General features: G+C 45.3%; 19 protein-coding genes. 15 read left to right on the top strand and 4 right to left on the bottom strand.

Annotated elements, in window-relative coordinates; genetic code table 11:
- Positions 1-67: 67 nt before the first annotated feature.
- Positions 68-814, bottom strand: coding sequence for a helix-turn-helix domain-containing protein (locus tag L6I86_RS09380; RefSeq protein WP_338113375.1), 747 nt, complete (start codon positions 812-814; stop codon positions 68-70).
- A gap of 169 nt (positions 815-983) precedes the next feature.
- On the opposite strand from L6I86_RS09380, the gene L6I86_RS09375 reads away from it, so the two are divergent.
- From L6I86_RS09375 to L6I86_RS09335, 9 genes are all read left to right on the top strand, one after another.
- Positions 984-1,901, top strand: a complete 918-nt coding sequence (locus tag L6I86_RS09375) for a nucleoside hydrolase (RefSeq protein WP_236286549.1) — start codon at positions 984-986, stop codon at positions 1,899-1,901.
- Positions 1,902-2,058: 157 nt separating this feature from the next.
- On the top strand, positions 2,059-2,958 hold the full coding sequence (gene rbsK, locus L6I86_RS09370; RefSeq protein ID WP_236286547.1) for a ribokinase: 900 nt from the start codon (positions 2,059-2,061) through the stop codon (positions 2,956-2,958).
- 143 nt (positions 2,959-3,101) lie between these two features.
- Entirely contained in the window at positions 3,102-4,454 is a 1,353-nt protein-coding gene (locus tag L6I86_RS09365) for a hypothetical protein (RefSeq protein ID WP_236286545.1), read from the top strand.
- A gap of 160 nt (positions 4,455-4,614) precedes the next feature.
- Positions 4,615-5,631 carry an NAD-dependent epimerase/dehydratase family protein gene (locus L6I86_RS09360; RefSeq protein WP_236286542.1) on the top strand — a complete coding sequence of 339 codons (1,017 nt, stop codon included), beginning with the start codon at positions 4,615-4,617 and terminating at the stop codon, positions 5,629-5,631.
- Positions 5,632-5,633: 2 nt separating this feature from the next.
- Positions 5,634-6,704, top strand: coding sequence for a dihydrodipicolinate synthase family protein (locus L6I86_RS09355; protein ID WP_236286540.1), 1,071 nt, complete (start codon positions 5,634-5,636; stop codon positions 6,702-6,704).
- Between the two features lie 74 nt (positions 6,705-6,778).
- Positions 6,779-7,576: a polysaccharide deacetylase family protein gene (locus tag L6I86_RS09350; protein WP_236286538.1), complete on the top strand. Its 798-nt coding sequence runs from the start codon at positions 6,779-6,781 to the stop codon at positions 7,574-7,576.
- 128 nt (positions 7,577-7,704) lie between these two features.
- Positions 7,705-7,875 (top strand): aspartyl-phosphate phosphatase Spo0E family protein, encoded by a 171-nt coding sequence (locus tag L6I86_RS09345; RefSeq protein ID WP_082595432.1) that lies wholly within the window; start codon positions 7,705-7,707, stop codon positions 7,873-7,875.
- Positions 7,876-8,242: 367 nt separating this feature from the next.
- On the top strand, positions 8,243-8,875 hold the full coding sequence (locus tag L6I86_RS09340; RefSeq protein WP_236286536.1) for an SGNH/GDSL hydrolase family protein: 633 nt from the start codon (positions 8,243-8,245) through the stop codon (positions 8,873-8,875).
- A 171-nt stretch (positions 8,876-9,046) separates the two neighbouring features.
- Positions 9,047-10,870: a heparinase II/III family protein gene (locus L6I86_RS09335; protein ID WP_236286534.1), complete on the top strand. Its 1,824-nt coding sequence runs from the start codon at positions 9,047-9,049 to the stop codon at positions 10,868-10,870.
- 110 nt (positions 10,871-10,980) lie between these two features.
- Here L6I86_RS09335 and L6I86_RS09330 read toward each other — a convergent pair whose 3' ends face one another.
- On the bottom strand, positions 10,981-11,811 hold the full coding sequence (locus L6I86_RS09330; RefSeq protein WP_236286532.1) for a helix-turn-helix domain-containing protein: 831 nt from the start codon (positions 11,809-11,811) through the stop codon (positions 10,981-10,983).
- A gap of 82 nt (positions 11,812-11,893) precedes the next feature.
- On the bottom strand, positions 11,894-12,658 hold the full coding sequence (locus tag L6I86_RS09325) for a phytanoyl-CoA dioxygenase family protein (protein ID WP_236286530.1): 765 nt from the start codon (positions 12,656-12,658) through the stop codon (positions 11,894-11,896).
- A 287-nt stretch (positions 12,659-12,945) separates the two neighbouring features.
- On the opposite strand from L6I86_RS09325, the gene L6I86_RS09320 reads away from it, so the two are divergent.
- The 6 genes from L6I86_RS09320 to L6I86_RS09295 all read left to right on the top strand — a co-directional run bounded on the left by L6I86_RS09320 (position 12,946) and on the right by L6I86_RS09295 (position 19,096).
- Entirely contained in the window at positions 12,946-14,592 is a 1,647-nt protein-coding gene (locus tag L6I86_RS09320) for a putative bifunctional diguanylate cyclase/phosphodiesterase (protein WP_236286528.1), read from the top strand.
- A 106-nt stretch (positions 14,593-14,698) separates the two neighbouring features.
- Positions 14,699-15,667: a quinone oxidoreductase family protein gene (locus L6I86_RS09315; RefSeq protein WP_236286526.1), complete on the top strand. Its 969-nt coding sequence runs from the start codon at positions 14,699-14,701 to the stop codon at positions 15,665-15,667.
- Between the two features lie 131 nt (positions 15,668-15,798).
- A complete protein-coding gene (locus L6I86_RS09310; RefSeq protein WP_420851861.1) occupies positions 15,799-16,863 on the top strand; it encodes a Gfo/Idh/MocA family protein in 1,065 nt (354 codons plus the stop codon).
- 32 nt (positions 16,864-16,895) lie between these two features.
- Positions 16,896-17,756, top strand: coding sequence for a sugar phosphate isomerase/epimerase family protein (locus L6I86_RS09305; protein WP_236286524.1), 861 nt, complete (start codon positions 16,896-16,898; stop codon positions 17,754-17,756).
- A 32-nt stretch (positions 17,757-17,788) separates the two neighbouring features.
- Positions 17,789-18,661 carry a sugar phosphate isomerase/epimerase family protein gene (locus tag L6I86_RS09300; protein ID WP_236286523.1) on the top strand — a complete coding sequence of 291 codons (873 nt, stop codon included), beginning with the start codon at positions 17,789-17,791 and terminating at the stop codon, positions 18,659-18,661.
- Positions 18,662-18,805: 144 nt separating this feature from the next.
- Positions 18,806-19,096, top strand: a complete 291-nt coding sequence (locus L6I86_RS09295; RefSeq protein ID WP_236286521.1) for a hypothetical protein — start codon at positions 18,806-18,808, stop codon at positions 19,094-19,096.
- Positions 19,097-19,499: 403 nt separating this feature from the next.
- Here the strand turns inward: L6I86_RS09295 and L6I86_RS09290 are convergent, their stop codons facing one another.
- Positions 19,500-20,336, bottom strand: a complete 837-nt coding sequence (locus tag L6I86_RS09290; RefSeq protein ID WP_236286519.1) for an AraC family transcriptional regulator — start codon at positions 20,334-20,336, stop codon at positions 19,500-19,502.
- Positions 20,337-20,438: the final 102 nt, after the last annotated feature.

The following is a 20,438-nucleotide window of genomic DNA, read 5'->3' as shown; positions in this document are numbered from 1 at the left end:
TGAGAGAAAGAGACAGCCTGCGGGTTGTCTTTTTTTGTTGATGGGTTCATGCAGCTCCTTCAAGTTTTCATTGTTGCTTGCGATATTGGCGAGGAGAGAGTCCTGTCGCTTTTTTAAAAAGCGAGCAGAACTGTGTATCGTTGGAGAAACCACTCTCATTAGAAATGGCGGATATGGCGAGATCCGTTTGTTTCAACAGTCGTTTGGCCAGTTCGAAGCGCTTGGACATCACGTATTGCATAGGTGAAAGACCATATTGTTCTTTGAATAGATGGCGGAATCGATCATAACTGTAGCCAACCAAATCTGCTAATAGGTCAACGCTGATTTTTTGACTGACATTCTCATCGATGTAGTTTTTGGCATATATGACCTTATCAACAGACGGTTCGGAGGTAGTGAATTCATCATAACGGAGGAGTTCAATAATTAATTCGCCAACAAGATGATTCAGCTTAGCCGTATAGAAAGAGCGTTTATTCTGCATTTCAATGATCATTCTTTGCAGCAAGGCAAGAATCGCTCCTTCCGATTGGTCGAGATATAAACCTTCTCGAAGGGGATATTTGCCAAGCTTAGCTTGAAATCCTACAAATAGAACTTCGCTGTCAGTCGCATGTTTCTCGTCATGCAGAGTATGAGGCTTAATTAACGTGAAAGTGTCATCGTGAAAATGGTGAGTGTACTCTCCAACTCGAGTCGAGCCACTTCCTTGTATATAATAAACCAATTCATAGCACTGGTGTCTATGAGGATGAATCATCCCATTTTGAGGTCTTGTTGTTCGAAAAAGAAAATCCAAATGTCCATTCATCGCAGATGATCCTTCCACATGAAAAATTCCATAGATAGCCGAATCGTATAAAAAATAAGCCGATCTATGATAAAAATATACCACGGATTTAGGTAGAATATCTCTATATTCTCTTTTGTTGAGTAAATATGTAAGCCAATTCATAATATAAAATGTGAGGAGTTGTCCTATGGAATATCCTATAATAACGGAAACGCAACGTATGGAACGCTTGAATGCAAGAACCGGCAAGATAAGAATGGTGTTGGATACGGATACATTTAATGAAATTGATGACCAGTTCGCTGTTGTGTATGCCTTGCAATCGCCAGAGAGACTTCAAGTGGAAGCCTTCTATGCAGCACCTTTCTTTAATGAGCTGTCGACTGGGCCGAAAGATGGCATGGAGAAGAGTTATCACGAGCTGCACAAAATTCTAAATCTGATGGGGCGTACGGATATTCCTATATACAAAGGGTCTGAGACGTACCTACCAGGTCCGGAAACACCGGTGGAGAGCGATGCAGCCCGCAATTTGGTAGAACGTGCAATGGCTTCCTCGCCGGAGGATCCCTTGTACGTTGTCGCCATTGGCGCCATAACGAATGTGGCTTCCGCCATTCTAATGGAACCTCGTATCATCGAGAACATCGTTGTCGTTTGGTTGGGAGGGCATGCACTCCACTGGCAGCATACGCGGGAATTTAACTTGGAGCAAGATATTCCTGCGGTGCGAATTATTTTGAATAGCGGTGTGCCACTCGTATTAATTCCATGTATGGGCGTTGCCTCGCATTTACAAACAACGTTATCCGAGATAAAAGACTTTGTGAAGGAATCCGGTGTGATTGGTGAGTATTTATACGAGACTTTCCGACAAGTTCATCCTGATCATTTCGCTTACTCTCGTGTAATTTGGGATATTTCAACGATTGCCTATCTGGTGGATGAACGAAACACACCGAGTGTACTTCTATCAAGTCCGATCGTATCCGATGAGGTTAGATGGAGCCAAGATCAATCACGACATCTCATTCGATATGTTCATTATATTGATCGTAATCGTGTATTTCGAGATTTTTTCCAGAAGCTGCACGGCTCCATCTAGGTTTTGATGGTACAAGGCTGAAATCGGGCTACCGTGGGTTCAATGATAGGGGCCTTGCTCGGCAAAAAAGGAATTCCTGTCCACTGGATAGAACCTGTAATGACACCTTGTATTTACCCTTCATATATATTTTGAAAGAAAAAGGAGTCTAACCTGTATGAAGTCAGTACGCATAGCTGTTGTAGGCAGCCTGAATATGGATTTAGTCGTGTCCATGAGCCGAATGCCTAAGATTGGCGAAACTTTACAGGGAGATGACCTGCATACCATCCCTGGAGGTAAGGGGGCTAATCAAGCTGTCGGATGTGCGAAACTCGGTGCACAAGTTGCCATGATTGGCGCGGTGGGCCAAGATGGTTTCGGGGATGTGTTGCTAGCCCAAATGACCGCTCATGGCATTCACACAGAGGCCATTGTTCGCAGGGATGATTGTTCCACGGGTACGGCTACCATCTTACATACCTTCGATGACAATTGCATCGTCATTGTGTCAGGAGCAAACGGCAAAGTAACGCCCGAGCAAGTACATCAGCATGCTCAGCTCATTCAAGAAGCGGATGCTTTGCTGGTGCAGCTCGAGATTCCGCTGCCTGCTGTGCAGGCAGCGCTGGAGATTGCGCGTGAAGCAGGCGTTCGCACCGTGCTCAATCCGGCACCAGCGGTCAAACTGCCTGCTGAGTTGCTGCAGCTCGTTGACTTCATCACACCGAATGAAACGGAATTTGAGCTGCTCAGCGGAGCTACTTATGCTAATGAGAGCGAGCTGCTTGGGGGCATGCAACAATGGGAAATGACGGGACCTCGGTTGTTGCTCACACGAGGTGAGAAGGGCGTAGCTATGCTGGTAGCGGGTAGCCTAACCACGATTCCAGCACCCCTCGTCCAAGTTGTGGATACGACGGGTGCAGGGGATGCGTGTAATGCAGCTTTCACTGTCGCATTAGCTCAAGGTGAAGAAGTGCTTGAAGCAGCGACGATTGCTGTTAAGGCGGCCTCGTTGTCGGTGACGCGCTTTGGTGCACAGGCGGGGATGCCGCTGCTTGCGGAATTAAGCTAGAAGCCATATATGAAGCTCGGCCGGTGTTTTTAACGGCCGGGCTTCTTGCATTAGTCCGATTTAAAGACACAATAACGATTTGTCTTTTATTCATGAACAGGGGTATACTTGATCATATTGATGATGCAAAGGAGCCGTCACACATGGATATTCCGAATCGAATTGCCATTGGGATATTAGGGCCAGAGGCTCTGGTGAATAAAGTATTGAGTGTGATTGCGACGTCATTTCCATCCTTCGAGCCTATGGCACGCGCATGCATGGCAGAAACGGCGTCGGAGATTGCCGAGCAACTGCTGTTAGAAGTGGAAGTGCTGCTAGTTACAGGCCCGACACTCTATCGACGAGTCAAAGAGAACGTTCTTACCCATTTGCCTGTGCATATGATCCCGTTGACTGACACCGGGCTGTTTAGTGCGTTGTATCGGCTGCGCAGTAAGCCGCAGCTTCATGCGGTGAATGCAATTTTTAGTATTGATTCTTTTACATCCTCAACGTTAAGTAGGCATGTCAAAGAGATTGGTGAACCCCCATCGAGCTTCCTGATCTATGATGGCGTACCGTACCCGCAAGTGGAAACGATGACGCAATTCCATGAGGAGGCTTTCCTTAGAGGAGCAACGAAAGCAGCGCTTACCACAGATATTCAGGTCGCTGACGCGCTTAACAAGCAGGGGATTCCGTGTGAGTGGATTACACCGACCGATCAGAACATAACGGTGGCCTTGGAACGTGCGCTCCTCTCAACGGAAACACGGCGCAGCAAAGAAGCGCAGATCCTAGTTGGCATGATCAATGTAGATGAATTCGGCAAAAAACTGCAGCAACAAAGTACAGAGCATGATATTCAACGCTTCAAGCTGGAAGTGCACAGAAAACTGATCGACTATGTGGAGTCGTTAGATGGTTACTTAACACATCTGGGCGCTGATGAGTATTTGTTTTTTACGACACGGGGGATTTTCGAACGCGAGACGGTTGGCTATAAATCGGTTCCGCTCGCACGGGAAGTTTGGAAATCACTGGGTCTCTCTCTTAGCATGGGTATCGGCTTCGGTCGCAGTGCGAATGAAGCGGGTACCCATGCTCGCCTTGCGCTGCGCAGATGCAAAGAAGCGGGAGGCAATACCTGCTTCATCGTGCGGGAGGACAAAACGTTAATTGGTCCTCTGGAGATGGCTGACCCACTAAGCAGGGATTTGTCGATGACAGATCCTGAGCTGCTGAAGAGTGCAGAAGATGCCGGGATGACATCGACGTATTTGAGTCGGCTTATGACGACTGTAGCACGGACAAGCAAGCTGGATTACGAAGTGCATGAGTTAGCGAGTATCCTTGGGGTAACTGTCAGAAGTACGCATCGGCTCCTGCTGCAATGGATGGATCACAACTTGATTTCGAGTGTTGGCTATGTGAAGGTGCCGAAAGGAAGACCGAAACAAACGTTCCGACTTCACTTTCTGGAGAATTTGGCGGCTGATCCCAGCAGAGTCTAAGCTCAAGAAGATAAACCGTTCCAGCGCAGGCTTCAGCCACATGGAGCGGTTTCTTCTTTTTATTTAAAGACAACATAAAGATTTGTCTTTTATGTTTGAGAGTCCGTATACTACAGTCAGGAAGCTTAAATATAGATCATGATGTGAGGAGATTACGAGAATGAGAACATTAGAAGATTTGGATAAAGTCATGTCAGCACCATCACCAGCTTTAATCCAGTTTATGCAGGAATTAGAGGGAGATATTATGCTTCTGGGTGTCGGTGGGAAAATGGGGCCGAGTCTAGCTAGGTTAGCGATGAATGCCATTCGGGCAGCAGGTGTTGATAAAAAGGTGTATGGTGTTTCGAGATTCTCCGAAAGTGGCTTGCAGGAAGAACTGCAATCCTTTGGGGTAGAAACAATTGCCTGCGACTTGTTAAATGATGAAGCTCTTCAGGCATTGCCAGACGTTCCTAATGTGATTTACATGGCTGGCACGAAGTTTGGGACTACGGGTAAAGAGCATTTCACTTGGGTGATGAATGCCTACCTGCCAGGTCGTGTAGCTGAGAAATATAGCAAGTCCCGTATCGTCGTATTCTCAACAGGAAATGTATATCCATTCACACCGGTTACGTATGGCGGGGCTCATGAAGCCATTAGTCCAGCTCCAATTGGGGAATACGGACAGTCTTGTCTTGGCCGCGAGCGGATGTTCGAGCATTATAGTCACAAGAATGGAACGCCAGTCTTAATCTATCGTTTGAATTACGCTATTGATTTGCGTTATGGCGTTCTATTGGAAATTGCGAAGTCCTTGAAGGAAGGGCGCGCCATCGATCTTTCCATGGGGCATTTCAATTGTATTTGGCAAGGGGATGCGAATGAAATTGCGCTTCGCTCCTTGTTGGCGACACAGAGTCCAGCTAATTTCTTGAATGTGACGGGACCAGAGACCATATCTGTGAAATATGCGGCACAGCAGCTGGGGCAAAGGCTTGGGATTGAACCAATCTTCAAAGGTCAAGAGTCGGAAACAGCGTTGCTTAGTAACGCGGCGAAGAGTATGCAGCTATTTGGATACCCGCGTGTATCACTTCTCCAGATGCTGGATTGGGTTGCGGAGTGGATCGATCATGGGGGCAATATGATTAATAAACCTACTCATTTCCAAGAGCGAGAGGGGAAATTCTAACGATGACGCAACGTAGGGAATTAAGTAATGAACAACGCATAGCGTTGCATGAGGGGCTCGTCATTCCTGCACATCCGCTTGCTTTAACCGCGGACCGTCAACTCGATGAACAAAGTCAACGAGCATTGACACGTTACTATATAGATTCGGGTTCTGGTGGTATTGCAGTTGGTGTACATTCCACACAGTTTGAAATTCGAGATCCGAAATATAATTTGTACGAAAAAGTGCTTCGAATGGCTGCTGAAGAAGTGGATCGTGCAGGACTCACTCGACCATTTATTAAGGTTGCAGGCATCTGTGGCCCTACTGAACAAGCGGAGCAAGAGACAGATATCGCGATCTCATTGGGCTATGATGCTGCCTTATTATCCATGGGAGGCTTGATTGGTTGGACAGAAGCACAAATCTTGGAACGTACAGCTCGTATTGCCGAGAAAATGCCTGTCATTGGCTTCTATCTTCAGCCATCTGTTGGAGGTAAGGTATACAGCTTCGACTTTTGGAAGCAATTCGCGAACATTCCAGGCATTATCGCGATCAAAATGGCCCCTTTCAATCGCTATCAAACGATTGATGTCGTGCGTGCTGTCTGTTACTCGGAGCGCCGCGATGAGATTGCCCTCTACACAGGGAATGATGATAACATTATTACTGATCTTTTAACTGTTTATAATTTCCAAGTTGAGGGTAAGAACATAGAGAAAAGAATTGTAGGCGGTTTACTTGGACATTGGGCAGTTTGGACGCAGAAAGCAGTTGAACTGTTAGACGAAATCAAGGGAATAAGAATGAATCCTACACTCGCATCGGAATGGCTTACCCGTAATATCGAAGTAACCGAAGCGAACGCAGCATTCTTCGATCCCGCCAATGGCTTCGCTGGGTGTATTCCAGGTATTCATGAAGTGCTCCGTCGACAAGGCTTGATGAAGGGAACATGGTGTTTGAATCCGCATGAAGAATTGTCCCCAGGACAAACGGAAGAAATCGACCGCATGTACAAGGACTATCCACATTTGAATGATGATGCTTTTGTGAAAGCGAATCTCTCAGATTGGTTAGCCGAGTAAGGAAAAGATAGCCCACCAGTTAAGTTTCTGATACATTGAAAGAATGTAATAGACTTATTTTGGGAGGGTTTACAATGCGCATTCGATTGAATCGGTTTCCACAAGGTGTCACCAAAGCTTTAACGTTAAGTTACGATGATGGGAGGGAACATGATCGCAGACTAGTGCGTATATTGAATGAGTATGGGATCAAGGGAACCTTTCATTTGAACAGTAGTTTCTTGGGGAAAGAAGGCTATATTGAGGCATCCGAGGTAGCTTCCTTGTTCGAAGGTCATGAGGTATCTGCGCATACCATTGATCATCCTTTTTTAGAGCAGTCACCAATGGATCAAATTGTTCGTGAACTCTCGCAAGATCGCGAAGCATTGGAATCTTTAGTTGGCTATCCTGTGCGTGGCATGAGCTACCCCTTTGGAACTTACTCAGAACGTGTCATCCAGGCGCTTCCAACATTAGGTATTGAGTATGCGCGGACGGTTGCTAGCCACGGCAGCTTCCAAATGCCGGAAGATTTCTTGCAGTGGCATCCTTCGTGTCACCATAAGAACATGCTTGAGCTTGCTGATACGTTCGTGCAGTTAGAACAAAGACATTCACGCATGGCGTTATTCTATGTATGGGGACACAGCTATGAGTTTGAGAACGACAACAACTGGGAGATCCTTGAGCAATTTGGTGAGAAAGTAAAAGGTAAATCCGACATTTGGTATGCAACCAATGCTGAAATTGTGGCCTATATGAAAGCGCTTGACAACCTGCGGTTCTCTGCCAATTGCCGAATCATCCATAATCCTTCGGCTATCACGGTGTGGCTCAGTGTTGAAGGCGAACCGTTAGAAATTCCAGCAGGTCAAGTGGTAAGAATTTAACAATTTTCTGTAAAAATTCGTAATTTCGTGTAATTTGCTAATAGTTTCTTAACAATATTCAATTATGATAAAGGTAACAAAACGTGTGAGTTATCCACAATAGGAATTTCGAAATCGGAGGGATCAATATGGGACATCGTTATGAGTTGGAAGAGAAGATTGAGGCATTACGCAATGAACTGAATCTTGCTAGTCAAACATACGGCCTATTGTCTGAAACGGTATTGGAACTTTCTATCGAGCTGGATGAACTTTTGAATACCTATTATCAGTTTCTGTTTCTCCGAACCATCGCATAATTAGGTTGACCGAGTTCACACTTGTGGGTGTGCAACTCGGTTTTTTTGTTCTTGAATGAAGAAATTCACCAAAGGCAAGATAGTAGCGAGGTGATGAACCCACCAATGAATGTCACACATAACATAGATTGCCAAGCATCTTGTTTGGCCATCACCAAAACAGGATGATTTGTGAGCAGAATGCTCATGCTATATCCCTGAAATTAGTAAACAAAGCAACATCGTCCATGGATTTTACGTAAAATGCATCACATCTTTCGTTGATATTGGTTGTACACTCGCTCCCTCGGACATGGTATAATTTGTGAGGAAATTATATGTTTGTTAATAGAAACAGAAGTGGTAAATCAAAGGAGGATTCGTTCGAATGGCAGTATGGTTAGAGCAAGGAGATATCGTACTATTTCAAGGGGATAGTATTACGGATGCAGGACGCATTCGTGAGAATGGTAATGATTTAGGCAAAGGCTACGCACTTATGACAGCTGCTCAGTTTTCAGCGAAATATCCAGAGAAACAAGTTAAATTCTTAAACCGCGGGATTTCTGGCAATCGTGTGCCTGATCTTCAGGGACGGTGGCAAGAAGATTGTTTGGACTTGAAACCAAATCTCGTTTCGATTTATATTGGTATCAATGATACATGGCGCAGATATGATCGTAATGAAGGGACTTCAACGGAGGCTTTTAAAGAGGGATACCGTCAACTCTTGGATCAAACCGCAAGCACAGGAGCAAAGTTGCTTCTTATCGAGCCTTTTGTACTACCTGTACCAGAAGATCGTAAGCTATGGAGAGAAGATTTGGATCCGAAGATTACCGCTGTGCGTGAATTAGCAAGAGAATTCGGTGCGCGTTTATTATGTTTAGATGGATTATTTGCACAAGCGTCAACACAAGCTGACAGCGCTTTCTGGGCGCATGATGGCGTGCATCCGACGCCTGCTGGACATGCTTTAATTGCCAATGCATGGCTGAAGGCAGTCGGGGCAGCAGAGTAATTAATAGGGTTGGTTGATGAAAGCTTCCGCTTGTTGCGAGAGGCTTTTTTCATATTAGCGAAGAGGTCAATTTTTGACGTATAGAGGTAAAGATAATGACTAGTTTGTTGAAATCGTTTGCGGGTATATTTAAAGGTAAACGAAATCGTATACGCATAGGGAGGCAGAACGATGAATAGTCGATATCTATTAGAAGCGTTGCTAGAAGCTGAAAGCAATCATGGCCGTTTATTCCACGAAGCTTTACAGGTGTCTACAACACCAATAAGGCATACGGAGAGTCCATTACTTACTACTGTCTATAACGAGATTTCACCATTAGTTAAGGAGTTCCAGAGCAAGCCGATTGCAGCATTACCCTTTAGAGAGTGGGATTTGTATCGTTCAAAGGGAACGCGCATCGAATTCGAAGCACTCTATTTCGATCGTCGTCGACGGTTAGCGGCATTGGTCGTGGCGGCGCTAAAGGATGGCGTTGAACCTTATCTGCCCGCTTTAGAAGATACAATTTGGGCTATTTGTGATGAATATACATGGTGTCTGCCAGCTCATCTGATGAATCATGATGCTGCCGCAGAGGGAGAAGAATACCAACATATTGATTTATTTGCTTCAGAAACGTCCCATGCGTTGAGTGAGACTTGCCATTTGTTCCAAGCTCAGTTAAATGGTCTTGTGGTAAGAAGGGTTCAACGCGAGATTATGGCGCGGGTTCTCGAGCCTTATGTGACACTCAAGAGAGCTTATTGGTGGGAAACGTGCGATATCAATTGGTCCGCTGTTTGTGCGGGGAATATCGGTATGACGGCCATTTACCTTATTCAGGATTCGAAAACGCTGATGCCTGTCATTGCGCGAGTACTCGAATCGATGGATTGCTTTCTTGAGGGGTTTTCAGAAGAAGGGGCCTGCTTGGAAGGATTGGGTTACTGGTATTATGGCTTCGGCTATTACGTCTACTTTAGTGAACTTCTAAAGCAGCGTACAGGCGGCAAAGTGGATATTCTCCAATCGAGTGCCAAAGCTCGCAGAGTTGCTCAATTCCCACAAACCTGCTTCCTGCAGGGCAACCATATTGCTAATTTCTCTGACTGCTCACGGAACAATGGCATTCAAATTGGCATCTTCAGCCGCTTGTGCGAACAGTTTGCCGAGATTCGGATTCCAACATTGGACAATCAGCCAGTGACGATTGACCATTGTGGTCGCTTCGCTAGTGCCGTACGGAACGTGGTGTGGTTGAATGAAGCTTTGCTTCGTGAACGTGAAGAAATGCCGTTGCAAACGGATTTCTTGCCAGAAGCACAATGGATGGTGAGCCGGGCGAAGGTGGGCAACAAGCTCGTTAGCTTTGCAGCCAAAGGGGGGCATAATGATGAGCCCCATAATCACAATGACATCGGACATTTCCTATGGATCGTGGATGGGGTCAGATGGTTGGAAGATTTGGGAGCGGGCTTATACACCAAACAATATTTTGGTGAGGAGCGATACTCGATCCTTTGTAACAGTTCGTCGGGTCATAGCGTGCCAATCATCAATGGTAAACACCAGGAAGCGGGTATCCAGCATCGTGCGCAGGTACTTGTTGCGGAATGTACGGATGCGAGTGACAAGTTCAGTCTTGAGCTCAGTCAAGCCTATGACGTGCCACTACTTGAGAGGCTTGAGCGAAACTTCGAATTTGATAAATTGCAAGGCAAGCTGACGATCTTGGATTCTTTTGAGTTCCGTGAGTCAGGCGCTTCAGTAACGGAACGTTTCGTTACACAGCATAAGCCAGTAATCGTGAAGGAAGGTGAAATTCGGTTGGAGCTTGGTTTGGGTAAGCAACAGCAATTGATTCGATATGATGCGAAAGTGCTGAAGGCTTCGATTCAATCCGTGAAACATGAGAATCACGAGGGCGGGACAGAACTTGTCTACTTAATTGATCTATCTGCGGCTGAGGTGGGAGAGCAGGTGAGTATAGGGGTTACGTTGGAGCTTGCGTAGAGAAGAGAATTACATTTAACTGGAAAACCTACAGCTATATTTCGGGTTTCAGCTGCAAATGCAGAGATCATCCCGAATTAGCTGTAGGATTCACGTTCCGAAAGCCAATTCTAATCGTTCAACCATAGCCCAAATTGCTGCCGATACTGCAGCGGAGTTAAGCTGGTTTTGATTTTGAACATGCGAGAGAAATAGTTCGCATTCTCGATGCCGAGCTCATAAGAAATTTGAGAAATGGGCTTCACGCTAGTCGCGAGGAGCTTTTTGGCTTGTTCAATTTTGATGCTGTGCACGAAATGGAGCGGCGCCTGTCCGGTTTGTTTGATAAACAATTTGCGCAAATGAGAATCACTCAGCTGAACAAGCTCAGCTAACTCTTTGATTTCAGGCATCTGTTGCGGATGCGCATGAAGAAAATGGATGATGGTATGGATGCGCTTGTCCAAGTGTGAGTAACTGGAGCTGGAATCCGCCACATTTTCTGTACGCAGAAGCTCATACAAAATTCGAAGCAATGATGACTGCTGCAGAAGATGAACATAAGCTGTCTCATCATTCTCAGGAATAAGCATTTCGTGGACAATACGCTCAATCTTGCTGGCCTTATCCTCAAATAAACTCGGAAGATTCAGAAGCTGCACCCAGCTGCGATTGCTAACTAAGGAGATCTCGGCATCGAAGTTAATGCTTGTTAGCAATAATTCATCCGAAATGGCATGAAAACTAATCGTGCTATGGGCTGGCAAAATGATGATCTGGCCTACATTGCACCGCATGGAAGCTTGATCAATTGCAAGCTGAAAGCTTCCCTTATGCACAAACCACATCACACAGTGACGTAGTTTGCGCTCTTTGGCCTGCCAACGATAATCAAGTTGATACTGTGTAATATGCAGAAATCGAATCTCCAACGCCTCGATCATCATTTGAAAAGAATTCAATGCGCATCCCTCCGCACCACGGATCTTGTCTGTTCCTATTATTCTATCATGCCTGGATGCAGAGGTGGCAACGATTTCCTATCTAATCCTGAGGCACGACGCCCTTAATATCTTCGTTTCGGTTCAACCGATCCTCACCGTTCACGAGGAAGGTACGAATGCGCGAGGTGTCGCCGCCCCACTCGTCGATTTTGAACTTAACCTCTGGTGTTGTATAGCGAACTGAGAAGGCTACACGCGGTATATTCGATTTGTTATTTTCAGAACCATGGAAGGTAGCTTCATTGAAGAAGGCAATCTGACCCGGTGACATCTCAAGATCTATGGCTAATGATTCATCGATCGACTCCGCTGGTAATCCTTGCTCAAAAGCACTTTGATCTGTTCCCGTTGAAACATGCTCGACGAATGATTTGTGTGTGCCAGGAATCACGCGAAGACAACCATTTTCACGAATTGACCACCCTAAACTCACCCAGGCGGTCGCATTGATCGCCGGCTCCATCGGCCAATAGTTGATATCTTGGTGCCACGGAATGAACTTATCATTATTAGGCTCTTTGTACCAGAAATGCATGGCCCACAACACCAAGTCATCTCCAAGAATCTGCTTCATCGCGTTAACGATACTTGGATGCGTAGCTAGCGTATAGGCCCAATGATGCCGTTGATGCCAGGCGGATAGATTCATTTTGGTAGGACCAGGTTCAAATTTATTCTGTTCGATGACCTCAAAGAAACGGTTATAGTACATATCAGATTCTTCAAGCGAAAGTCCCTGCATTGGACCACTATAGCCTTCGTTGACATATTGAGCGAGTGAGAATGGATTTCCTTTTGTTATCATGTGTGTAACCTCCCGTATTTACTAGCTTTTATTACTTGCTTAAGGTAATTGTAAGCTTCTCGGTACTTTCGAATAAGGAGGCAAAACGATTATGATTAGCACAAAACGATTGTTTTGGTGGCAGCGGTCTATGCTACTTTGGTGTTAATTATTCATATCGCTTTATGGCTAGAATGGTGATTATAGAACTACTTAGGAAGGATACGAAAGATTTATGTCGAATAGATAGTACAATCGACCCATAGTGGGCATAAAGCTTAGGTTATTCGGATAAAGGAGTCCAACGGATGACAATTCCTGCAACGACAACATTGGATTTGAATTTACTGCAAATGATGCTGGATGGTATTGAAGACTCTATTTACATTATGAAAGTGACAGGTGCGGAGATCACGTATTATTACGTTAACAATGCCGCAACGAAATTTAGTGGAATCACGATGGATCAAATGGGAACAACTTTTTTCGAATCGAATTCGAGCCAAATGGCAGATTACTTATATAATAAATATGCCAGAGTAGTTGATGAACGTCGGACGATTCGATACGAGGATGGCGTTATATTACCTAACGGGAATCTAAGCGGCGAGAGCATTTTAACACCTATTTTGGACGAACATGGGAATGCTAGTTTTATTTTTTCAGTGACACGTGATATTACAGAGCGCAAACAGCATGAGAATATTCTGTACAATTATGCCTATCAAGATGATCTCTCTAACCTGTTCAATCGTAGATATTTACTTGAGCATGTGGTGGAGCCGCCAACGATTTATTTAATGGACTTGGACAATTTCAAAAATATAAATGATACCTTCGGCCATCAGGCTGGAGACTCGGTACTTGTTGAAGTTGCTTGTCGGCTGATTGAAGTATTTGGTGATAGCCGTTATTCACTTGTTCGCTTAGGTGGTGATGAATTCGTAGTCGTGGATTCCATACCTTCCACTCTAATAGAAGAGACAGCGGAGCAGTTGAGCGGGCTTTTCCATGAACCTTTCCGCGTAGATGAACATGCAGTGAAAGTGAGTGTGAGTATCGGGATTGCCAAGCGAAAGCAGGATGAAACGATTCAAGATCTGCTAAAGCAAGCTGATATTGCTTTGTACACAGCGAAAGGAATGGGTCGTAAGCGCTATCATTTATATGAAGCCTCTTCTAGATACGATCATGTTGAAAATTTCATCCATGAGTTAGCCCTTTCGCAAGCGATGGATAAGGACGAACTTCATTTGCATTATCAGCTTATTTATAATCCAGCCTCAGGTATGGCGATTGGTGCGGAAGCGCTCCTCAGATGGCATAGCGAGAATGGCAGTTATATACAGCCAGGAGACTTTATTCCGATTGCGGAGAAAACAGGGCTAATCGTGCCTATCGGCTATTGGGTAATTCGTCAAGCTTGCAAGGATTGGCATCAGTTGAAAGATATGTACGGTCCTTTGTTCAAAATATCGGTCAATATCTCTCGCATCCAACTCAATGAAATGAATTTTGTTGCCCAAGTCTTGCAAATTTTGCAGGAGGAGGGTGTGAACCCAACCGCCATGGAACTTGAAATTACAGAAAGTACGACATTGCATTCGCTGCAAGAAGTACAACTCATTCTGGGTAAGTTGCGAAATGCAGGCTTCACCATCGCATTGGATGACTTCGGAACGGGGTATTCATCGCTAAGTATGCTAACGCAGCTGCCGATTGACAAGCTGAAGATCGACCGTATTTTCATCGCAGAAGGCAATGTGCCATTGATCGCGGCTATTCTTGCCATGGCAAAAGCATTGAATTTACTCGTTGTTGCGGAAGGCATTGAAACGAGTGATCATTTCTATATGCTAGCCGACATGCAGTGCTGGGGTATTCAAGGCTATTACATCAATAAACCCGTGCCGTATACGGAACTGCCTACTCACAACGCTTTTATAACACATTAATATCCAAGTGTCTCCATTCGCTGAAGAGCGGTTGGAGGCACTTTTTTTGGATCTGCAATCCGATATGTTAAAATAACAACGGTTAATTAAGCGTGGGAGGTTGCTTATGAAAGCATTAATTTTCGAACAATTCGGGGGTCCCGAAGTTCTCCAATATAAAGAGATGCCAGACCCTATGATACATGGGGATCAAATTCTGGTAAGGACGAAAGCGATAGGTCTTAATTTCGCGGACGTCTATCGTCGCAAAGGGAATTATCATTTGGCTGGGAAGCCGCCGTATATTCTCGGTTATGAAGGGGCTGGGATCGTCGAAAGCGTGCCTAAACACATCCAGCATATTCAAATCGGTGATCGGATCGCTTTTGCTGACGTGCCCTTTGCAAATGCGGAGCTAGTCGCTGTTCCTGTCGATCGGGCGATTCCGCTGCCAGTGGACATCTCGTTTGAACATGCGGCGGGCCTACTTCTGCAAGGCATGACAGCGCATTACTTGGTGAACGACAGCTATCGTGTCCAGGCTGGGGATGAAGTTCTGATCCATGCCGCTGCAGGCGGTGTGGGTCAGCTTTTGATCCAATTGTGCAAAAGGAAAGGTGCAAAGGTGATCGGACTCACCTCATCCGAAGCCAAAAAGCAAGTCGCGCTAGACGCAGGAGCCGATGAGGTTATCCTCTATTCCACGGACTGGGTTCAGGAAGTGTTACAGTGGTCAAATGGAAAGAACGGTGTACAAGTAGCTTATGATTCGGTAGGCTCCACCTTAATGGATAGCTTTGCCGCTGTCCGAATCAAGGGCACTGTTGTATTCTATGGCATGGCTGGCGGCGATCCCGAACCTGTGGATCCAAGAATGCTGATGGATACCTCCAAAACATTAACTGGCGGCGACCTCTGGAACCACGTGACGAGCTTGGATAATCGGATTAAGCGGGCTCATGATTTGTTTGGAGCACTGCGTGAGGGAAACCTGAACATGGATATGCTGACGACGTTCTCCCTGAAGGATGGCGCTGAGGCGCATCGATTACTTGAGAGTAGACAGAGTGTAGGCAAAATTTTGTTAATCCCATAAGCGAACAGAGGCGAATCTTTCGGGTGATTTTGAACATATAGTCCATGGAGCTGCTTATCTTAGGTATTCTCGCTATGTCCAAAGCATGTTAACTTTAAGTAGTAGTTATTTAAAGGAGGCTGGAATGTGCAATGAGCATAAACAAATTGAGAATTGGTGTTATCGGTGCAGGTTCAATTTCAGATTTGCACTTTGCTTCATATACGAAATCCGAGGATGCTGTCATTGTTGCCGTCTGTGACCTTAATCGTGAACGAGCAGCGGCGAAAGCGGAGAAATATGACATTGCAAACATTTATACCGACTATAATGAGCTTTTGGCCAACCCGGAGATTGATGCGGTCAGTATTTGTACATGGAACAATACACACGCTGAGATTAGTATTGCTGCTCTTCATGCTGGCAAGCATGTTTTGGTAGAGAAGCCGCTATGCAAAACGGTAGAAGAAGCGCAACGCATTCAAGACGCGGTTCGTGAAACAGGAAAGATTCTACAAGTTGGATTTGTGCGAAGATATGATACGAATGCTCAGCTTGTGAAGCATTTTATAGATAATGGTCAATTAGGTGAGATCTATTATGCCAAAGCTTCTTGCCTACGTCGATTAGGGAATCCAGGCGGTTGGTTCTCGGATGTTGAGCGCTCGGGTGGCGGGCCGCTAATCGATATAGGCGTACACGTGATTGATGTATGTTGGTACTTGATGGGTAAGCCGAAACCAGTTGCGGTGAGTGGACATACGTATAACAAACTGGGCAATCGGAAGAATGTGAAGAACTTATCTTTCTATAAAGCAGCTGATTATGATGCGGAACGCAACACGGTTGAGGATTTGGCGAATGTATTAATTCGTTTTGAAAATGGGGCTTCCCTCATGGTGGATGTTAGTTTCACACTGCATGCTAAGAAGGATGAAATCGCTGTCAAATTGTATGGTGACAAAGGCGGCGTTGAGCTTGAACCTGAAATCGTGTTCGTTACGGAGATTTTGGATACGATTACGAATGTGACGCCTCAAATCAATAACAAATCGATCGATATTAACGGCGCTTTTCAAAATGAAATTAATCATTTCGTATCTTGCTGCCAAACTGGCGAAACACCGATTAGTCCGGTTGAGGATGGCCTTGAAATAATGAAAATCCTATGCGGTATTTATGAATCTGCAGCGAAGGGTCAAGAAATCAGATTATAGCCCGTACGAATCGGAGCATAGGAGGAGCACATATGAAGTTAGGTGTTAGCACATATAGCCTGTATCAGGCATTAAAGTCTGGCGAAATGTCGATTATGGACGTCATCGATTGGATTGCGGATCAGGGAGGTGAACATGTCGAGATCGTGCCATTGGGGTATGATTTACCGGGTAACTTTGCGCTTGCGGATGCGATTCGTGAGAAAGCTCAGGCTCGAGGTATTGATATTTCCAATTATGCCATCGGCGCAAATTTCCTTACTGAGACGGAAGAAGAGTATCAGCAGGAAATCGAGCGAGTGAAGGGCGAGGTAGATCTTGCTGCCAGATTAGGTGTTACCAAAATGCGGCATGACGTTGCTCGAAGTGAGGATCTCTCCATTCGTAATTTCAACGCCAATTTGGATCGCTTAGCAGAAGCATGTCGTCAAATTGCTGACTATGCTAACCAATTTGGAATTGTGACCAGCGTTGAGAATCACGGTTTCTTCGTGCAGCATAGTGAACGTGTTCAAGCCCTGATTCATGCTGTTGATCGTGCCAATTTCCGGACAACATTGGATGTAGGTAATTTTGTTTGTGTGGACGAGGATTCTGTTGCCGCTGTGACGAATAATCTTCCTTATGCTTCTATTGTCCATGTGAAGGATTTCTACATTCGTCCCTCCAATCAGAATCCAGGAGAAGGCTGGTTCAAGTCTTCCTACGGCACCTATTTGCGCGGAGCGATTGTGGCTCAAGGTGATTTGAATATTCCTGAAATTCTGCGTGTGGTCAAAAGCTCAGGCTACGATGGATACATCTCCCTGGAATTTGAGGGGATGGAAGAGTGTAAGCGAGGCACATTGATCGGATTACAAAATATTCGTAGAATTTGGGACGAAATAAACTAACGCTAAGCTCGCGATAAGGAGTGTTTGAAGTCATGATAATCAATCCAATCGGTATTATGGTAGATAGTTTGCGTCTTGGACTACGGGACGGATTAAAGAAATCGAAAGAATTAGGCGCAGACGGCGTCCAAATTTATGCGGTTTCTGGAGAGATGGATCCTGCGAACCTAACGCCGGGAGCACGTAAGGAGTTACGTGACTACATCGCGTCATTAGATCTTCAAATATCAGCCCTTTGCGGCGATCTAGGTGGACATGGTTTCCAAGATCAGTCTGTGAATGCCGCGAAAATTGAGAAATCCAAGCGCGTTCTTGATCTTGCTGTTGAACTCGGTTCGAACGTTGTGACAACACATATCGGTGTTGTACCCGAGGATCGGAACGATCCTATCTATCAAACGATGCTGCAAGCTTGTGAAGAGCTGGGTGTATATGCGAGCAGCTTAGGTGCTTATTTTGCAGTCGAAACAGGGCCGGAAACGTCGGCACATTTGAAGAGCTTCCTAGATAACCTATCTACCAAAGGTGTCTCCGTTAACTTCGACCCCGCAAATATGGTGATGGTAACGGGTGATGATCCAGTTCAAGGTGTCTACACGTTGAAGGATTATATCGTTCATACGCATGTGAAGGACGGCGTTCGACTACGTCAAGTTGATCCGCGTGAAGTGTACGGTTCACTAGGATTTAAACCGATGACACACGAGAGTATCGCGGAGGCGGCGACATCTGGAGATACGTACCGCGAGTTGGCATTAGGCGAAGGTCATGTAGATTTCGGACGTTACTTCCAGGCGTTGCAAGAAATTGGCTACAAGGGCTACCTGACCATCGAGCGTGAAGTTGGTGCTCAGCCAGAGAAAGATATTGCAAGCGCGATAGCTTTTATTCAAAAGTATAAATAGGCATGGAAACCTCGCCGTTGGCGAGGTTTTTGGCATCTAGTAACTTCTATCGACACTAGAATTACCAACATATATTTACAAATTGGGCTTCTTAATCTTCCAAAATAAGAGTAAAATAAAGGACAAGAGGAGGATTGATTTATGATGAGTACATTGAAGAGTTTCACGGATTCGGAACAGCAGATTTCGTTGGAGTTACGAGATGATCATTTAACAGTGCTTCGTTTCTACGGTGAAACATCCATCTACCCTTTCAAAAATATTTCACTTGCCTCTGAACCCATTCCCGAGTACCCCCTTAATCGCGTTGCTCTAACTGTTATTGATTTCAACACGGGTGTAACCGATTTCAAATTTTCGTCGAATTTACTAGACTTTGAGATTTTCGTCCAAAAGTTGCTCGAAGCGCATAGTGAATTTGTTCCAAATCACTAATTTTCATAAGCCATTGATTTCTAAAACCGCCGAGGCGGTTTTTTTGTTTGAGGTGGTAGATTCGTACGATCTTAACAACACTACGATCTCCGTAAACCACAGTAACTCCACCAGCTCCACCAACCGAATCGAGGACTGCCACTGACAAGATAAGCCCTCGGACACAAAAACTGGAAAAGATACATCTAATTTCATGGGAATCATCGAATAAATATAAATACCTGTAAGAGGTACAGATAATTTCAGGCTTTTGCTTCAAATAGGGAAGAATCCAGAGGAATAGCTGTACAATTTCCATCTATTTTCCAAATATAGGGAGAATACTGGAAATTAGTTGGAGGTTTTCCAGCTATTTGGTGTCGTGGTGGTGGGAAGTGACTACACTTGGACATGTTATCTCACCTTACTTCAAATAAGGATGCCTGAATACATCCGGCGTTTGCCCAACGGCTTTGCGGAAGGTTGAAATGAAATGCGATGCGTCGAGGAAGCCCGTGGTCTCTGCGATTTGCTTCACGGTCAGATCAGGCTGCGCGATCAGCAATTCTTTGGACTTCTGCAAGCGCAGCTGGAGCAGGTATTGATACGGAGAGAGTCCGAATGCGCGGCGAAATAACGTATTCACATGCTGGGCAGAGACACCGAGCTGAGTCGACATCCAGCTTAGTCCGACATGAGCAGCGCCGAAGCTATGCTCTAGCTCGAGCAGCAGCGGCAGAAGCCGCTCATGACTTTGCGAGAACGAGGCGCTCTTGTTGATAATGCCGTGCTTCTTCAGCAACGTTAGGAATTGATAGATTTCCAAAGATCCGTTAGTGCCGGTAAAGTCGTGACTATCGCGATATTTATGGTAGTAATACTCATGAATACTAGCTAAAGGCGTATCGATCCCCCAGCTAATTGGGGTAGTAAGCGGGATTTCCAAGGCGTGCACAATAGAGGCAGCTAATGCACCATCGAAGGTTAAATACCAAGTCGACCATGGTGTATCTGGCACATGGTAGGCATGAGGGACGCCGCTAGCGAGCAGCATGCCTTGCCGTTCATTCAGCTTGACGGGGCCGCTGTCTAGAATAATTTCGCCACTGCCGGAGATCGTTTGCAGCCAATGAAAACAAGGGTAGCCTTCTTCGCGTTCATAGAATTGCTGTTCGCGCTCATATCCGATCGTCTCGAGAATAAGAGGGAGCTTACGGTCGGTTTCGGTAATGACAAAAAACTTTCTATAATCAATCGCCATGGAACAACCATCTCTTTCATTTTTTAATATATCACGCGTTGTTTCTTATATTTTAAAAGAAATAATTGTCTTGTACAATAAGGTGGTAAGCTAAATTGTTAT

The sequence above is a fragment of the Paenibacillus allorhizoplanae genome, assembly GCF_927798215.1.
GTDB lineage: Bacteria > Bacillota > Bacilli > Paenibacillales > NBRC-103111 > Paenibacillus_E > Paenibacillus_E allorhizoplanae.
Note: the sequence above shows the minus strand (reverse complement) of the source record. Positions and strands in the feature narration are given on the sequence as shown.

Bases quoted from the DNA above. Each gene is read 5' to 3' on its own strand.
- L6I86_RS09350 (WP_236286538.1), top strand. From the start codon at position 6,779: ATGCGCATTCGATTGAATCGGTTTCCACAAGGTGTCACCAAAGCTTTA.
- L6I86_RS09340 (WP_236286536.1), top strand. From the start codon at position 8,243: ATGGCAGTATGGTTAGAGCAAGGAGATATCGTACTATTTCAAGGGGAT.
- rbsK (WP_236286547.1), top strand. From the start codon at position 2,059: ATGAAGTCAGTACGCATAGCTGTTGTAGGCAGCCTGAATATGGATTTA.
- L6I86_RS09310 (WP_420851861.1), top strand. From the start codon at position 15,799: ATGAGCATAAACAAATTGAGAATTGGTGTTATCGGTGCAGGTTCAATT.
- L6I86_RS09300 (WP_236286523.1), top strand. From the start codon at position 17,789: ATGATAATCAATCCAATCGGTATTATGGTAGATAGTTTGCGTCTTGGA.
- L6I86_RS09380 (WP_338113375.1), bottom strand. From the start codon at position 814: ATGAATGGACATTTGGATTTTCTTTTTCGAACAACAAGACCTCAAAAT.
- L6I86_RS09295 (WP_236286521.1), top strand. From the start codon at position 18,806: ATGAGTACATTGAAGAGTTTCACGGATTCGGAACAGCAGATTTCGTTG.
- L6I86_RS09345 (WP_082595432.1), top strand. From the start codon at position 7,705: ATGGGACATCGTTATGAGTTGGAAGAGAAGATTGAGGCATTACGCAAT.
- L6I86_RS09325 (WP_236286530.1), bottom strand. From the start codon at position 12,658: ATGATAACAAAAGGAAATCCATTCTCACTCGCTCAATATGTCAACGAA.
- L6I86_RS09355 (WP_236286540.1), top strand. From the start codon at position 5,634: ATGACGCAACGTAGGGAATTAAGTAATGAACAACGCATAGCGTTGCAT.
- L6I86_RS09305 (WP_236286524.1), top strand. From the start codon at position 16,896: ATGAAGTTAGGTGTTAGCACATATAGCCTGTATCAGGCATTAAAGTCT.
- L6I86_RS09335 (WP_236286534.1), top strand. From the start codon at position 9,047: ATGAATAGTCGATATCTATTAGAAGCGTTGCTAGAAGCTGAAAGCAAT.
- L6I86_RS09290 (WP_236286519.1), bottom strand. From the start codon at position 20,336: ATGGCGATTGATTATAGAAAGTTTTTTGTCATTACCGAAACCGACCGT.
- L6I86_RS09360 (WP_236286542.1), top strand. From the start codon at position 4,615: ATGAGAACATTAGAAGATTTGGATAAAGTCATGTCAGCACCATCACCA.
- L6I86_RS09320 (WP_236286528.1), top strand. From the start codon at position 12,946: ATGACAATTCCTGCAACGACAACATTGGATTTGAATTTACTGCAAATG.
- L6I86_RS09375 (WP_236286549.1), top strand. From the start codon at position 984: ATGGAATATCCTATAATAACGGAAACGCAACGTATGGAACGCTTGAAT.
- L6I86_RS09365 (WP_236286545.1), top strand. From the start codon at position 3,102: ATGGATATTCCGAATCGAATTGCCATTGGGATATTAGGGCCAGAGGCT.
- L6I86_RS09315 (WP_236286526.1), top strand. From the start codon at position 14,699: ATGAAAGCATTAATTTTCGAACAATTCGGGGGTCCCGAAGTTCTCCAA.